Source organism: Marmoricola sp. RAF53 (genome assembly GCF_052114005.1).
GTDB lineage: Bacteria > Actinomycetota > Actinomycetes > Propionibacteriales > Nocardioidaceae > Marmoricola.
Genome location: NZ_JBFRDX010000002.1, coordinates 126419 through 140560 on the forward strand (window position 1 = coordinate 126419; position 14142 = coordinate 140560).

Annotated in this window: 16 protein-coding genes; 1 reads left to right on the forward strand and 15 read right to left on the reverse strand. The window is 70.3% G+C overall.

Annotated features, from left to right (window positions below; all coding sequences use genetic code 11):
* Nucleotides 1-22: 22 nt before the first annotated feature.
* Nucleotides 23-1345: a UDP-N-acetylglucosamine 1-carboxyvinyltransferase gene (murA, locus tag AB4Y76_RS02230; RefSeq protein ID WP_441921868.1), complete on the reverse strand. Its 1323-nt coding sequence runs from the start codon at nt 1343-1345 to the stop codon at nt 23-25.
* A gap of 212 nt (nt 1346-1557) precedes the next feature.
* Here murA and AB4Y76_RS02235 point away from each other — a divergent pair, with 212 nt between their 5' ends.
* Nucleotides 1558-2154, forward strand: a complete 597-nt coding sequence (locus AB4Y76_RS02235; RefSeq protein ID WP_441921869.1) for a cob(I)yrinic acid a,c-diamide adenosyltransferase — start codon at nt 1558-1560, stop codon at nt 2152-2154.
* On the opposite strand, the gene AB4Y76_RS02240 is transcribed toward AB4Y76_RS02235, so the two are convergent.
* From AB4Y76_RS02240 to prfA, 14 genes are all read right to left on the reverse strand, one after another.
* On the reverse strand, nt 2155-2604 hold the full coding sequence (locus AB4Y76_RS02240) for a DUF2550 domain-containing protein (RefSeq protein ID WP_441921870.1): 450 nt from the start codon (nt 2602-2604) through the stop codon (nt 2155-2157).
* 48 nt (nt 2605-2652) lie between these two features.
* Nucleotides 2653-3057 carry a F0F1 ATP synthase subunit epsilon gene (locus AB4Y76_RS02245; RefSeq protein WP_441921871.1) on the reverse strand — a complete coding sequence of 135 codons (405 nt, stop codon included), beginning with the start codon at nt 3055-3057 and terminating at the stop codon, nt 2653-2655.
* A 2-nt stretch (nt 3058-3059) separates the two neighbouring features.
* Nucleotides 3060-4514 (reverse strand): F0F1 ATP synthase subunit beta, encoded by a 1455-nt coding sequence (atpD, locus tag AB4Y76_RS02250; protein WP_441921872.1) that lies wholly within the window; start codon nt 4512-4514, stop codon nt 3060-3062.
* 5 nt (nt 4515-4519) lie between these two features.
* Nucleotides 4520-5431: a F0F1 ATP synthase subunit gamma gene (locus AB4Y76_RS02255; RefSeq protein ID WP_441921873.1), complete on the reverse strand. Its 912-nt coding sequence runs from the start codon at nt 5429-5431 to the stop codon at nt 4520-4522.
* Between the two features lie 2 nt (nt 5432-5433).
* Entirely contained in the window at nt 5434-7074 is a 1641-nt protein-coding gene (gene atpA / locus AB4Y76_RS02260; protein WP_441921874.1) for a F0F1 ATP synthase subunit alpha, read from the reverse strand.
* A gap of 83 nt (nt 7075-7157) precedes the next feature.
* Nucleotides 7158-7961 carry a F0F1 ATP synthase subunit delta gene (locus AB4Y76_RS02265; RefSeq protein ID WP_441921875.1) on the reverse strand — a complete coding sequence of 268 codons (804 nt, stop codon included), beginning with the start codon at nt 7959-7961 and terminating at the stop codon, nt 7158-7160.
* Nucleotides 7961-8503 (reverse strand): F0F1 ATP synthase subunit B, encoded by a 543-nt coding sequence (locus AB4Y76_RS02270; protein ID WP_441921876.1) that lies wholly within the window; start codon nt 8501-8503, stop codon nt 7961-7963. Before AB4Y76_RS02270 ends, AB4Y76_RS02265 begins: the two co-directional genes overlap by 1 nt.
* A 23-nt stretch (nt 8504-8526) precedes the next feature.
* On the reverse strand, nt 8527-8736 hold the full coding sequence (locus AB4Y76_RS02275) for a F0F1 ATP synthase subunit C (RefSeq protein WP_441921877.1): 210 nt from the start codon (nt 8734-8736) through the stop codon (nt 8527-8529).
* Between the two features lie 69 nt (nt 8737-8805).
* Nucleotides 8806-9597 carry a F0F1 ATP synthase subunit A gene (gene atpB / locus AB4Y76_RS02280; RefSeq protein ID WP_441921878.1) on the reverse strand — a complete coding sequence of 264 codons (792 nt, stop codon included), beginning with the start codon at nt 9595-9597 and terminating at the stop codon, nt 8806-8808.
* Nucleotides 9598-9714: 117 nt separating this feature from the next.
* Nucleotides 9715-10191, reverse strand: coding sequence for a hypothetical protein (locus AB4Y76_RS02285; RefSeq protein ID WP_441921879.1), 477 nt, complete (start codon nt 10189-10191; stop codon nt 9715-9717).
* A gap of 98 nt (nt 10192-10289) precedes the next feature.
* Entirely contained in the window at nt 10290-11417 is a 1128-nt protein-coding gene (locus AB4Y76_RS02290; protein ID WP_441921880.1) for a glycosyltransferase family 4 protein, read from the reverse strand.
* Entirely contained in the window at nt 11410-12174 is a 765-nt protein-coding gene (locus AB4Y76_RS02295) for an L-threonylcarbamoyladenylate synthase (protein WP_441921881.1), read from the reverse strand. The genes AB4Y76_RS02290 and AB4Y76_RS02295 overlap by 8 nt, the downstream gene beginning before the upstream one ends.
* Complete coding sequence (prmC, locus tag AB4Y76_RS02300; protein ID WP_441921882.1) at nt 12171-13025, reverse strand: peptide chain release factor N(5)-glutamine methyltransferase; 855 nt, start codon at nt 13023-13025, stop codon at nt 12171-12173. The genes AB4Y76_RS02295 and prmC overlap by 4 nt, the downstream gene beginning before the upstream one ends.
* Nucleotides 13018-14103 (reverse strand): peptide chain release factor 1, encoded by a 1086-nt coding sequence (gene prfA / locus AB4Y76_RS02305; protein ID WP_441921883.1) that lies wholly within the window; start codon nt 14101-14103, stop codon nt 13018-13020. Before prfA ends, prmC begins: the two co-directional genes overlap by 8 nt.
* Nucleotides 14104-14142: the final 39 nt, after the last annotated feature.

The window sequence follows — 14142 nt, forward strand, 5'->3', positions numbered from 1 at the left end:
ACTGTCTCACGCGTCCGGTTCGTCACACCTGTGGTTGCCCGGTGCCACGCAGCCGTACGACGTCCGCCCCGACCGCGCTCAGGGTCTCGGCGAACGCCGGGTAGCCGCGGTCGACGTGCTGGGACTCCCCCACCACCGTGACGCCCTGCCCGGCCAGTCCGGCGAGCACCAGCGCCGCCCCGGCCCGGATGTCGTGCGCGATCACGGGCGCGCCGGACAGCTCGGCCAGCCCACGCACCACCGCGTGGTGGCCGTCGGTGTGCACGTCGGCCCCGAGCCGGGCGAGCTCCTGGGCGAACATGAAGCGGGACTCGAAGACGTTCTCGGTGATCATCGCGGTGCCCTCGCTGACCGCGGCCAGCGCCATCGCGAACGGTTGCAGGTCGGTCGGGAACCCGGGGTACGGCAGCGTCACGACGTCGAAGGACCGGAGCCGCCGCTCGGCCAGGACCGAGAAGCCGGCGTCGTCGACGTCGACCTGGGCGCCGGCGTCGGCGAGCTTGTCCAGGACCAGGTCGAGGTGCCCGCCGACGCCGCCGGCGACCCGGATCCGGCCACCGGCGATGGCCGGCGCGAACGCCCAGGTACCCGCCTGGATCCGGTCGGTGACGGTGACGTGGTCGACCGGGTGCAGCCGATCCACACCTTCGATGGTCAGCATCGACGTCCCGATCCCGTCGATCCGGGCGCCCATCGCGACCAGCATCTCGCAGAGGTCCACGATCTCCGGCTCGCGCGCGGCGTTGTCGAGCACGCTCGTCCCGGTGGCCAGCACGGCCGCCATCACCAGGTTCTCGGTGGCTCCGACCGACGGGAAGTCCAGCCACATCGGCGCCCCCCGGAGCTCGCCGTCGACCTCCGCGACGACCTGGCCGTGCTCCACGCGCACCGACGCGCCAAGCTCGCGCAGGCCGGCCATGTGCATGTCCAGGCCGCGCGACCCGATCGCGTCACCGCCGGGCAGCGCCACGCTGGCCCGGTGGCAGCGGGCGACCAGCGGGCCGAGGACCGCGATCGACGCGCGCAGCCGCCGCACCAGCTCGTACGGCGCTTCCCAGGCGAGCTCGTCGGGCACGGTGATCGTGGCGACGCCGCTGATCTGCTCCCGCGTCGGATCGGCGCCGACCGGGTGCTGCAGGTCGACCTCGCAGCCGAGCCGGACGAGCAGCTCGCCCATCACGGCGACGTCGAGGATGTCGGGGACGTTGCGGATGACGCTGGTCCCGGGCGCCAGCAGCGCGGCGGCCATCAGCTTGAGGGCGGAGTTCTTCGCGCCGCCGACGTGGACGGTTCCGTCCAGGGGCCGCACCAGCGGACCCTGCGAGGTGACCCGGAAGCTCTCCACGGGTCGAGGCTACCGAGCGCCCGAGCTTGCTCGAGGCCGAGTGGGCGAGAACCCGTTGAGGAGCGGAGCGACGATCACGGGTCGAGGCTACCGAGCGCCCGAGCTTGCTCGAGGCCGAGTGGGCGAGAACCCGTTGAGGAGCGGAGCGACGATCACGAGTCGCCACCCTAGACCCCGTCAGCCGCCCGCGCGCAGCCCACTAGGCTGGCCGCATGGTCAACCTCACCCGCATCTACACCCGCACCGGTGACGCCGGTGAGACCCGGCTCGGCGACATGAGCAAGACCACCAAGACCGACCTGCGGCTGCAGGCTTACGCGACCGTCGACGAGGCCAACGCCCACCTGGGCGTCGCGGTGGCGGTCGGCGGGCTCGATGACGACGTCGTCGCCGTCCTGCACCACGTCCAGAACGATCTCTTCGACGTCGGTGCCGACTTCTGCACCCCCGTCGTGGAGGACCCCGAGTACCCGCCGTTGCGGATCGAGCAGGCCTACGTCGACCGGCTCGAGGCGTGGTGCGACCACTACAACGCCGACCTGCCGGCACTGCGCTCGTTCATCCTCAACGGGGGCACCCCCGCCGCGGCGCAGCTGCACGTGGTCCGGACGGTGGTCCGGCGCGCCGAGCGCGAGGCCTGGGCGGCGTGGTCCGAGCACGGGGCGACGATGAACAAGCTCGCGATCACCTACCTGAACCGGCTCAGCGACCTGGTCTTCATCCTCGCGCGGTACGCGAACCGCGCGGAGGGCGACGTGCTGTGGGTGCCCGGAGGAGAGCGCGGAGGAGAACGCGGTGGCGAGCGCTAGTCAGCGTCGGTTCTGGTCCCAGTCGGTCCCCGGCGGGGCCGCCTCCAGCCAGGCGGAGAAGCCCGTGAGGGCGGAGACGCTCATCGCCATCTCGACCTGACCGGCCGGGGTCTCGCAGACGACGACCCGGTGGCCGCCGTACAGGGCGAACGCCTCGGCGCCGTCGGGGTCACGCTGGCCGGTGATCTCGAGGTCCGCTCGCGCCCAGTGCCGTCCCGGTCGCGGGGACGGGGAGAAGATCCGGAACCACTCGAGCGAGTCGTCGTGGTACCGGCCGAGCCCGAGAACCCATCCACGCCCGGCCTCGGAGGACCGGACGCGGACGGAGAGCTCGAACGTGCCGCCGTTGCGGGAAAGGACCCGGCGGCGGACCACCAGGACAGCGCCGTACAGGACGACGAGGAGCAGCACGGCACCGGCAATGTCCAACAGCCACTGCCATGCCGCCATCTATCCCTCGTCCCCAGGTGCTCCGTCGTGGTGGTCAGTGAAGCGTACTCAGCGCCCGTGCGCCTTCTCGACCGCACGGATCCGGGCCTCGGCCCAGGCGGCGGCGAGAGCCTCGCGGTGGACGCCGTCGTTCTCGCCGGCCTTGTGCGCCCGCTCGAGGTCGGCCTTGGCCTTCTCGAGGTCGATGTCGTGCGCCATCTCCGCGTGCTCGGCGAGCACCGAGACGCGGTCGGCGGCGACCGAGAGGAAGCCGGCGTCCACGGCCGCGACCCAGGTCTCGCCGTTGCTGGTGGTGACGTCGATGACGCCGTCCACCATCAGCGAGAGCAGCGGGGCGTGGCCCGGCAGGATGCCGACGTCACCCTCGGTCGTGCGCGCGATCAGCATGGTCGCCTCGCCGGACCACACGAGGCGGTCCGCCGCGACGAGCTCGACCTGCAGAACCTCTGCCATCGTCAGAGGCTCTTCTGGATCTCGGCCCACTTCTGCTCGACGTCGTCCAGACCGCCGCACATGAAGAACGCCTGCTCGGCCACGTGGTCGTACTCACCGTCGGCGATCTTGTTGAACGCCTCGATGGTGTCGGCCACGGGGACCGTCGAACCCTCGATGCCGGTGAACTGCTTGGCCACGTAGGTGTTCTGCGACAGGAACCGCTGGATACGACGCGCGCGGGACACGATGATCTTGTCCTCTTCGGAGAGCTCGTCGACACCGAGGATCGCGATGATGTCCTGGAGCTCCTTGTTGCGCTGCAGGATCTGCTTGACGCGGATCGCGCAGTCGTAGTGCGCCTGACCGATGTACTGCGGGTCGAGGATCCGCGAGGTCGAGGTCAGCGGGTCCACGGCCGGGTAGATACCCAGCGACGCGATCTCACGGGAGAGCTCGGTCGTCGCGTCGAGGTGCGCGAACGTGGTGGCCGGGGCCGGGTCGGTGTAGTCGTCCGCGGGGACGTAGATCGCCTGCAGCGAGGTGATCGAGTGACCGCGGGTCGAGGTGATCCGCTCCTGGAGCACACCCATCTCGTCAGCCAGGTTCGGCTGGTAGCCCACCGCGGACGGCATCCGGCCGAGCAGGGTGGAGACCTCGGAACCGGCCTGCGTGAACCGGAAGATGTTGTCGATGAACAGGAGCACGTCCTGGCCCTGCACGTCGCGGAAGTACTCCGCCATGGTCAGCGCGGAGAGCGCGACGCGCAGACGCGTGCCCGGCGGCTCGTCCATCTGGCCGAAGACCAGGGCGACCTTGTCGAAGACGCCGGCCTCCTGCATCTCGACGATCAGGTCGTTGCCCTCACGGGTGCGCTCGCCCACGCCGGCGAACACGGACACACCGCTGTGGTCCTTCGCGACTCGGGCGATCATCTCCTGGATCAGAACGGTCTTGCCGACACCGGCACCACCGAACAGACCGATCTTGCCGCCCTGGACGTACGGGGTCAGCAGGTCGATGACCTTGATGCCGGTCTCGAACATCTGGGTCTTGGACTCCAGCTGGTCGAACGCCGGCGCCTTGCGGTGGATGCCCCAGCGCTCGGCCGGCTCGAAGGTCTCGCCGACCTCGAGGTTGAGCACGTCACCGGTGGTGTTGAACACCTTGCCGAGGGTCACGTCGCCGACGGGGACCGTGATCGGCCCGCCGGTGTCGCGCACCTGGGAACCGCGGACGACGCCGTCGGTCGGCTTCAGCGAGATGGCGCGGACCATGCCGTCGCCGATGTGCTGGGCGACCTCGAGCGGCAGCGTGGTGGTCTCGCCGCCGAGCGTGATGTCGACCTCGAGCTTGTTGTAGATCTCGGGCATCTCGTCGGTCGCGAACTCGATGTCCACGACGGGGCCGATGACCCGGGCGACGCGGCCGGTGCCGCCCGCCTTGTTCTCAGCGGTCTCGTTGATGGTGGCAGTCATCTCTCTCACTCACTTCCAGCCTGGGCGTCGGCAAGGGCGTTGACGCCACCGACGATCTCGCTGATTTCCTGGGTAATGCCGGCCTGGCGGGCCTGGTTGGCGATGCGGGTGTACTTCTTGATCAGCTCTTCGGCGTTGTCCGTCGCGGACTTCATCGCCTTCTGCCGGGCAGCCAGCTCGGAAGCGGCGGCCTGCAGGAGCGCGGCGAAGATCCGGCTGGTCACGTACTTCGGCAGCAGCGCGTCGAGGACGTCGGCGGCCGACGGCTCGAACTCGTACAGCGGAAGGACCTCACCCTCGGCCGGGGCCTCGGTGCCCTCGACGACCTCGAGCGGGAGCAGCCGCAGCGCGGTGGGCTCCTGGACGAGCATCGACTTGAACCGGGTGTAGACGACGTGGACCTCGTCGGTCGAGTCCGCCTCCTGCTCGGCGACGAACGCCGCGATCAGGGTGTCGGCGATCTCTCGCGCGTCGTCGTACGAGGGCTGGTCGGAGTAACCGGCCCACGACTTCTCCACCGGACGGGCGCGGAACTTGAAGTACGCCGCGGCCTTCCGGCCCGAGGTGTAGACGGTGACGTCCTTGCCCTCGGCCTTGAGCTTCTCGATCAGCCGCTCGGTCTCCTTGAGCACGCTCGAGGAGTACGCACCGGCCAGGCCGCGGTCGCTGGTGATCACCAGGACCGAGGCGTGGTCGGCGTGCTCCGGCTCGGTGACCAGCGCGTGGTCGACGTTCGAGAACGTCGCCACCGCCGAGACCGCCCGGGTCAGCTCGCGGCTGTACGGAGCCGCGGCCTGCGCCCGCTGCTGCGCCTTGATGATCCGGGACGCAGCGATGAGCTCCATCGCACGCGTGATCTTCTTCATCGACTCCGTCGACTTGATCCGCGCGCGGTACTCGCGCACAGAGAGGGCCATGGTCAGCCCCGCTTCTGCTTGACGATCTGCTCCTGCTCGACGTCCTCGGCCTCGAGGGCCTCGTGGACCTCCTTGCCGGCCTTGATCGACTGGCCTTCCGAGGTCTCGAACTGGTCGAGGAAGGAGTTGTAGGCGGCCTCGAGCGACTGCTCGGTCCCGTCCTCGAACTTCTGGGTCTCCGCGATGGTGCTCAGGATCTGGGCGTGCGAGAGACGCAGGTAGTCGAGGAACTCGTTCTCGAACCGGAGCACGTCCTCGGTCGGGACGGCGTCCAGGCGACCGGTGGTGCCGATCCACAGCGAGACGGTCATCTCCTCCAGCGGGTACGGCGAGTACGCCGGCTGCTTGAGGAGCGCCATCAGGCGCTGACCACGGGCCAGCTGCTGGCGCGACGCGGCGTCGAGGTCCGAGGCGAACATCGCGAACGCCTCCATCGCGCGGAACTGCGCGAGGTCGACCTTGAGCGAACCGGTGACGGCCTTCATCGCCTTGGTCATGGCCGAACCACCGACGCGGGAGACCGAGATGCCGACGTCGATGGCCGGGCGCTGGTTGGCCGCGAACAGGTCGGACTGCAGGAAGATCTGACCGTCGGTGATCGAGATGACGTTGGTCGGGATGAACGCCGAGACGTCGTTGGCCTTGGTCTCGATGATCGGCAGACCCGTCATCGAACCGGCGCCGAGCTCGTCGGAGAGCTTCGCGCAACGCTCCAGCAGGCGGGAGTGCAGGTAGAAGACGTCACCCGGGTACGCCTCGCGGCCCGGCGGGCGGCGGAGCAGCAGCGACACGGCGCGGTAGGCCTCGGCCTGCTTGGTCAGGTCGTCGAACACGATGAGGACGTGCTTGCCGTCGTACATCCAGTGCTGGCCGATGGCCGAGCCGGTGTACGGCGCGAGGTACTTGAAGCCCGCGCTGTCCGAGGCCGGGGAGGCGACGATGGTGGTGTACTCGAGCGCACCGGCCTCCTCGAGGGCGCCTCGCACCGAGGCGATGGTCGAGCCCTTCTGACCGATCGCGACGTAGATGCAGCGGACCTGCTTGTTCGGGTCGCCGGTCTCCCAGTTCTGCTTCTGGTTGATGATCGTGTCGATCGCGACCGTGGTCTTGCCGGTCGCGCGGTCGCCGATGATCAGCTGGCGCTGGCCGCGGCCGATCGGGGTCATCGCGTCGATCGCCTTGATGCCGGTGGCGAGCGGCTCGTGGACCGACTTGCGCGCCATGACGCCGGGCGCCTGCAGCTCGAGGGCGCGGCGGCCGTCGGTGGCGATGTCGCCGAGACCGTCGATCGCGTTGCCGAGCGGGTCCACCACGCGGCCGAGGTAGCCGTCGCCGACCGGGACGGAGAGGATCTCGCCGGTACGGCGGACCGTCTGGCCTTCCTCGATCTTGTCGAAGTCACCGAGGATGACGACGCCGATCTCGCGGGTGTCGAGGTTCAGCGCGATACCGAGGGTGCCGTCCTCGAACTCGAGGAGCTCGTTGGCCATGCACGACGGCAGGCCGGAGACGCGGGCGATGCCGTCCGCGGCCTCGGCAACGGTGCCGACCTCTTCCTTGCTGGCGGCCTCGGGCTTGTAATCAGCCACGAAGCGCTGCAGCGCGTCCCGGATCTCGTCCGGACGGATCGAAAGCTCCGTCATTTCCTGGTCCCTACTCTCTGTGCTTCAACGGTTGCAGTTCGGGTGAGCCGGAGACCGGCCCGGATTCAGCTCGGTGTGTTCGGTCAGCCGGCGAGGCGGCGACGGGCGTCGTCGAGCCGGCTCGCGACGCTGCCGTCGATGACGTCGTCACCGATCTCGACGCGCATGCCACCGACGAGCTCGGGCTCGACGCTGACGTTCAGGTGCACCGGGCGGCCGTACTGGCTGCTCAGCGCGTCCTGGAGGCGCTGGCGGTCCGCGTCGGTCAGGTCGCGGGCGACCCGGACCTTGGCGACGCCCTCGCCGCGCACCGCGGCGACGACCTTCTGGTACTCGGTCAGCGCGGCGACCACGGTGCGGTGGCTGCCGTTGAGCGCGAGCACCGTCAGGCGCACCGTGGCCGGCAGTGCCTTGCCGTCGAGCAGGCCGTGCAGCAGGGCTGCCTTGTCCTGCTCGGTCCGGGCCGGGTCGGAGAGCGCACCGCGCAGGTCGGTGTTCCCGTCGACCAGCTGGGCGACGGTGAACAGCTCGTCGGCGAGCCGGGCGGCGTCGGCCTCGGTCGACTTCGCCACGGCGACGACGCCGAGGTTCTCCAGGACGTCCGCCAGGTCGCGGGTGGCCGTCCAGCGCAGCGACACCGCCTCGGCGACGATGTCCAGGCCGGTGGCCGAGATCTTGCCGTCGAAGAGCTGGCGGATCAGACCCGCCTTGGCGGCGGCGTCGGTGGACTGGTCGGTGGCCACGCGCCGCAGGCCGGGCTCGGCCCGGAGCACGGCGGCGACCCCGATCAGGTCCTCACCCACGGTGGCGACCGTCGCCCCGGCGGCTGCGTCCAGCTTGGTACGCAGTCCCGCCTGGGCGTCGGCCGAAGCGCCTCGCAGCAACATCAGTTGGCTCCCTCGAGCTCAGCCAGGAAACGGTCGACGACGCGCGAGGAGCGCTCGTCGTCGTCCAGGCTCTCCCCGACGATACGACCGGCGAGCGACGTCGCCAGCGAGCCGACCTCGGCCCGGAGCGAGGTGACCGCCTGCTGACGCTCGGCCTCGATCTGGGTCTTGCCGTGCTCCACGATCCGGGCAGCCTCGGCCTGGGCCTGCTCCCGGAGCTCGGCGACGATCGCGGCACCCTGCTCGCGCGCTTCCTCGCGGATGCGTGCGGCCTCGTGCCGGGCGTCGGCGAGCTGCGTCTCGAGCTGGGCGAGCTTGGCGTCCGCCTCGGCCTGCTTGGTCGCAGCAGCCTCGATGCCGCCCTCGATCGCGGCGGTGCGCTCGGCGTACGCCTTCTCGAAGTTGGGCACCACGATCTTCGTGATGAGCCACAGCAGGATCAGCACCACGACGACACCGAGGATGACCTCGGCCAGGTGCGGTACCAGCGGGTTCGGCTCTTCGGCCTTCTCCGCTGCCGCTAGGACAATTGTCTTGAACATGAGTGCTCCAGGCCCTTCCGGACTCAGGGCTTGAGGACGAAGGCGAGCGCCAGGGAGATGATGAAGAACTGCTCCGCGAGCACGAAGCCGAAGATCGCGATGGTCTGCAGACGCGACTGGGCCTCAGGCTGGCGCGCGACGCCCGTGACGTACGCAGCGAAGATCAGACCGACACCGATGGCCGGGCCGATCGCAGCCAGGCCGAGGCCGATCATGTTCAGGGTGCCACCCATGGGGGTTTCCTTTCGGTTGGTGACGCGCGGTGCGTCGGTGTTGAGCTCGAGTGAGTTGAGTTGTGTGGATCAGTGCTCGTCGGCGATCGCGGTACCGATGTACATCGCGGAGAGCAGCGTGAAGACGTAGGCCTGCAGGAACATGACCAGCATGTCCAGGAAGCTGACGCCGATCGCGAGGATGAACGAGACGGTGCCGGCGGGAACGCCGACGATGTGCGGTTCGTAGTGCAGGATCAGGTACTCGGCGCCGAGCGAGAACAGGATCACCAGCAGGTGGCCCGCGAACATGGTCGCGAAGAGACGCAGCGCCAGCGTGAACGGCCGCACGATGATGTTGGAGAAGAACTCCAGGGGCACCAGGGCGATCAGGATCGGGCCGGTGATGCCGGTCGGCACGGTCTGGTGCTTGAGGTAGCCGAAGAACCCGTGCTTGCGGATGCCGACCCCGTTGTAGACCAACCAGGTGAGCAGCGCGAGCGCGGTGGTGTACCCGATGTGCGACATCGTCGGGAACTGGATCACCGGGATGATGCCGAAGAAGTTGTTGATCAGGATGAACAGGAACAGCGTGAACAGGTACGGCACGAACCGCATGTAGTCGTGCGAGCCGATGGTGTCGCGCGCGATCGAGTTCCGCACGAAGTCGTAGACGTACTCACCGGCGAACTGCAGCCGGCCCGGGACGACCGCGGACTTGCGCGACATCGCGTAGAAGAGGCCGAAGGCGATGACGCCGGAGAGCACGACGAGGACCATCGGCTTGGTGACGGCACTGTCGAAGATGCCAGGCAGGTTGAAGTCCGCCGGACCCGGGGTGTGGAACTCCTCGGTCCTGATTCCGACGCTGAGCGAACTCACGCTGTCTCCTGTCTTTGTGGCTGAAAGGGGGTCGAACTCGAACGATCGACCGGGGTCCGGCGCCGTTGCAGGGCAAGGCGCACCGGGGACGGGGCGGACGATATCAGGCGGGGATCGTCATCTCGCACCCGGCCCATCAGGCGGTTCGGCGGCGTCCGGCGACAAGGCGGACATGTCGAACAGCGGGAGCTTCTCGCGCCGGACCAGGACCGCGAACATCGTGGTCCAGACGACGGTGACGGCGATGACGGCGAACGCCGCGGCGGTCACCTGGTCCCCGTCGGTCGCCCGGGAGAGCACGGCCAGGGTGAGCAGCAGCACGATCCCCTGGGCGGTGAAGACGACCAGCGCGGCGAGCAGCGCCGCCACCGGGGCGACGGTCGCGACCTTGAGGACGACCCAGGTGCCGATCGCGAGGACCAGGATCGTGGAGATCCCGCCGACGAGGGCACCGGCACCGGCCTCGCTGCCCCAGATGAGGTAGCCGGCGGCGACCGAGACGACCGCGGCGGCCAGACCCCAGAGAGCGGCCCCGACGAGCACCCGGAGCCCACTGCCCGGAGCAGTGTCCGGCGGTGTGGCAGATGTCGTCATGGCGGCCTCAGCGGGGGTCGTGGTGGAGCGGCGACTAGGTGCTTGTGAAAACTAGCACAAGGTTCCGGGACCCGCGAAATCGGGGTCCGCTCCCCGGCTCAGACGGTCGCGCCGGGCCGCTGCAGCCGCGGTACGACGAAGGTCAGCACCGACGTCATCACCGCCCAGGCCAGCACCAGGACGATCGACCAGACGCTCGCGTAGAGGGTGATCACCACGGCACCGAACGCGATCAGCGCGGCCCACAGCCACATGATCACCACCGCACGCCGCTGGCTGTGCCCGAACTCCAGCAGCCGGTGGTGCAGGTGCTCCTTGTCCGGGTGGTAGAACGCCTGACCGCGCCGGGTGCGCCGGACCACGGCGAGCACCAGGTCCGCGAACGGGACCACGAGCATCGAGATCGGCAGCAGGATCGGCAGCAGGAACACCAGGCTGTTGCCGGTCGGGAAGTCGCCGTTCGTGCTGAGCTGGACGGCCGCGAACTGCCCGGTCAGCGTGAGCGTCGACCCGGAGAGGACCAGTCCGAGGAGCATCGACCCGGAGTCGCCCATGAAGATCCGCGCCGGGTAGAAGTTGTGCGGCAGGAAGCCCACGCAGGCGCCCGCGAGCAGCGAGCAGAGCAGCGCCGCCGTGATGGCGAGCGACAGGCCGTTGGTGTCGGCGAGCCGGTAGGAGAAGACGAAGAAGGCGATCGCGCCGATGCAGACCATCCCGCTGGCCAGGCCGTCGAGCCCGTCGACGAAGTTCACCGCGTTCACCGTGCCGACGATGAGGAAGATCGAGACCAGCATCGCCTGCGTGGGGTCCAGCGAGAACTGCCCGACGCCCGGGATCACGAGCGAGTAGAGCTGCACGCCGTTGAGCACCAGGTAACCCGCCGCCACCACCTGACCGCCGAGCTTGGTGAGCGCGTCCAGCTCGAAGATGTCGTCCAGGACGCCGACCGCGCAGATGATCGCGCCGCCGGTGAGCACCACGCCGGCGTCGTGGAAGACCTGCGGCTGGGACAGGCTCAGGAACGGCAGCTGGTGGGCCAGCAGGAACCCGGCACCCAGACCGCCGAGCATGGCCACGCCCCCGAAGTACGGGATCGGGATCGCGTGCACGTCCCGGTCACGGACCTGGGCGACGGCGCCGAGCCGCATCGCGAACTCCCGGGCGAACACGCACAGCAGGTAGCTGACCACCGCTGCGGCGAGGAACACCAGGAGGTACTCACGCACCTGTCGCGGGCCCTTCGGGCTCGGTCCCGCCCAGATCCGCACCCAGCTCCTCGAGCGGGCTGCCGCCGACGGTGTCGGCGTCCTCGGTCACGGTGAGGTCGTCGAGCGCGACCGCGGCACCGGCCAGCACCGTGCGCAGCTCGGCGACCGGGATCGCCCCGGCCCGGAGCACACGCGGCTGGGAGCCGGTGCAGTCCACGATCGTCGAGGGCCGGTCGTCCAGGGTCGGCCCGCCGTCCAGGACGACGGCGACCTTCTCCCCCAGCATCTCCGCGGCGCCGTCGGCGTCGGTCGCGGCCGGCGACCCGGTCGTGTTCGCCGAGCTGACCGCGAGCGGGCCGGTACGCGACAGCAGCTCCAGCGCGACCGGGTCGTGCGGCATCCGGACCGCGACGGTGCCGCGGGTCTCGCCGAGGTCCCACTGCAGCGAGGACTGCTGCCGGACGACGATGGTGAGCGGGCCGGGCCAGTAGTGCTCGACGAGCACCCGCGCCCAGGGGGCCACCTCGCTGCCGAGGGCGTCCAGCGTCGCCGCCGTGCCGACCAGCACCGGCGGCGGCATCTCGCGGCCGCGGCCCTTGGCCGCGAGCAGGCGGCGTACGGCGGCAGGATCGAAGGCGTCGGCGCCGACGCCGTACACGGTGTCGGTGGGCAGGACGACGAGCTCGCCGGCGCGGATGGCGGTCGTCGCCGCGCTCAGTCCGGCTTCGAGCTGGTCGGGGTCAGCGGCGTCGTAGCGGGTGGGCACAACGCTCATCGTGCCAGCCGGGCCGTCAGGTAGCGCGGACGACCTGCCAGGTCGAGATGGTCGCGTACGTCGGTCCAGCGGCCGGCCCGCGCGAAGACCGCCGGCGCGGACTCGCCCTGGAGGTCGGCGTGCTCGGCCCCCACGACGCCGCCGGGACGGAGCAGCCGGGCCGCGACCCGCTCCAGCACCCGGATCGCGTCGAGCCCGTCGGCCCCGGAGAACAGCGCCAGGTGCGGGTCGTGCTCGCGGGCCTCCCGGTCGACGCCCTCGAACTCGGTGAGCGGGATGTACGGCGGGTTGCAGACGACCACGTCGACGCAGCCGTCGAGGTCGGCGAACGCGTCCGCCATGTCGCCCTCGCGCAGGTCGACACCGGTGCCGGCGAGGTTGCGGAGCGCCCAGGTGAACGCGTCCGGGTCCAGCTCGACGGCGTGCACCCGCGCGGCGGCGACCTCGCCGGCGACGCTGGCCGCGATCGCGCCGGACCCGGTGCACAGGTCGACGACGACGGGGACCTCGCCGGTGGCCGCGATCCCCCGGGCCGCCTCGATCGCCCAGCCGGCGAGCAGCTCGGTCTCCGGGCGCGGGGTGAAGACGCCGGGCCCGACCTGCAGGTCGACGTACCGGAAACCGGTCTCGCCGGTCAGGTGCTGGAGCGGCTCCCGCGCGGCGCGCCGGGCGACCAGCGCCTCGAACCGCTCCCGGGACTGCTCCGCGACCGGGCCGTGCACGGCGAGCGCGCCCCGGCCGAGGCCGAGCACGTGTGCGAGCAGCACTTCGGCGTCGTTCCCGGGACTGGGCACGCCGGCATCGGCGAGCGCTCCGGTGGCGCCGCGGAGGAGGTCGCGGACCTCAGTCACCGAGCGCCTCGAGCCGTGCGGTCATGTCGGCCTGCACGCAGGAGTCGATGACCGGTTCCAGTGCGCCGTCGAGCACCTGGTCGAGGTTGTAGGACTTGTAGCCGGTGCGGTGGTCGGAGATCCGGTTCTCCGGGAAGTTGTAGGTACGGATCCGCTCGGAGCGGTCGACCGTCCGGACCTGGGACTTGCGGGCGTCCGACGCCTCCGCGCTGGCGGCCTCCTCGGCGGCGGCGAGCAGCCGGGCGCGCAGGATGCGGAGCGCCTGCTCCTTGTTCTGCAGCTGCGACTTCTCGTTCTGGCAGCTGACCACGATCCCCGTGGGCAGGTGCGTGATCCGGACGGCGGAGTCGGTCGTGTTCACGCTCTGGCCGCCCGGCCCGCTGGACCGGAAGACGTCGATGCGCAGGTCGTTCTCGTCGATCGAGACGTCGACCTGCTCGGCCTCGGGCAGGACGAGCACCCCGGCCGCCGAGGTGTGCACGCGGCCCTGGCTCTCGGTCACCGGCACCCGCTGGACCCGGTGCACGCCGCCCTCGAACTTGAGCAGCGCGTACGGCGCCTCGCCGGGCGCCGGCGTCCCCTTGGCCTTGACCGCGACGGTGACCGACTTGTAGCCGCCGAGGTCGGAGGGGGTCGAGTCGAGGACCTCGGTGGTCCAGCCGCGGGTCTCGGCGTACCGGGTGTACATCCGCAGCAGGTCCCCGGCGAAGAGCGCCGACTCCTCGCCGCCCTCGCCCGACTTCACCTCGAGCAGGGCGTCCTTGCTGTCGGAGGGGTCGCGCGGGATGAGCAGCTGGCGCAGCCGCTCGCCGACCTGGACGCGGCGCTCGTCGAGCTCGACGGCCTCGGCCGCGAACGACTCGCTTCCGTCCGGATCCTCCGACGCGAGCTCGCGGGCGGCCCCGGCGTCGTCCCCGAGCTGCAGCCAGTCGCGGTAGGTGCGCACGATCGCGGAGAGCTCGGCGTACCGCTGGTTGAGCTTCCGCGCGCGGGACTGGTCGGAGTGCACGGCCGGGTCCGCGAGCGCGGTCTCCAGCTCCGCGTGCTCCGCGATGAGCCCTTCGACCGCCTCGAACATCCCGACCTCCTGCTGCTGGTGACCTATCCCGACACGCAA

Bases quoted from the DNA above. Each gene is read 5' to 3' on its own strand.
- AB4Y76_RS02235 (WP_441921869.1), top strand. From the start codon at position 1,558: ATGGTCAACCTCACCCGCATCTACACCCGCACCGGTGACGCCGGTGAG.
- AB4Y76_RS02240 (WP_441921870.1), bottom strand. From the start codon at position 2,604: ATGGCGGCATGGCAGTGGCTGTTGGACATTGCCGGTGCCGTGCTGCTC.
- AB4Y76_RS02245 (WP_441921871.1), bottom strand. From the start codon at position 3,057: ATGGCAGAGGTTCTGCAGGTCGAGCTCGTCGCGGCGGACCGCCTCGTG.
- atpD (WP_441921872.1), bottom strand. From the start codon at position 4,514: ATGACTGCCACCATCAACGAGACCGCTGAGAACAAGGCGGGCGGCACC.
- AB4Y76_RS02255 (WP_441921873.1), bottom strand. From the start codon at position 5,431: ATGGCCCTCTCTGTGCGCGAGTACCGCGCGCGGATCAAGTCGACGGAG.
- atpA (WP_441921874.1), bottom strand. From the start codon at position 7,074: ATGACGGAGCTTTCGATCCGTCCGGACGAGATCCGGGACGCGCTGCAG.
- AB4Y76_RS02265 (WP_441921875.1), bottom strand. From the start codon at position 7,961: ATGTTGCTGCGAGGCGCTTCGGCCGACGCCCAGGCGGGACTGCGTACC.
- AB4Y76_RS02270 (WP_441921876.1), bottom strand. From the start codon at position 8,503: ATGTTCAAGACAATTGTCCTAGCGGCAGCGGAGAAGGCCGAAGAGCCG.
- AB4Y76_RS02275 (WP_441921877.1), bottom strand. From the start codon at position 8,736: ATGGGTGGCACCCTGAACATGATCGGCCTCGGCCTGGCTGCGATCGGC.
- AB4Y76_RS02285 (WP_441921879.1), bottom strand. From the start codon at position 10,191: ATGACGACATCTGCCACACCGCCGGACACTGCTCCGGGCAGTGGGCTC.
- AB4Y76_RS02295 (WP_441921881.1), bottom strand. From the start codon at position 12,174: ATGAGCGTTGTGCCCACCCGCTACGACGCCGCTGACCCCGACCAGCTC.
- prfA (WP_441921883.1), bottom strand. From the start codon at position 14,103: ATGTTCGAGGCGGTCGAAGGGCTCATCGCGGAGCACGCGGAGCTGGAG.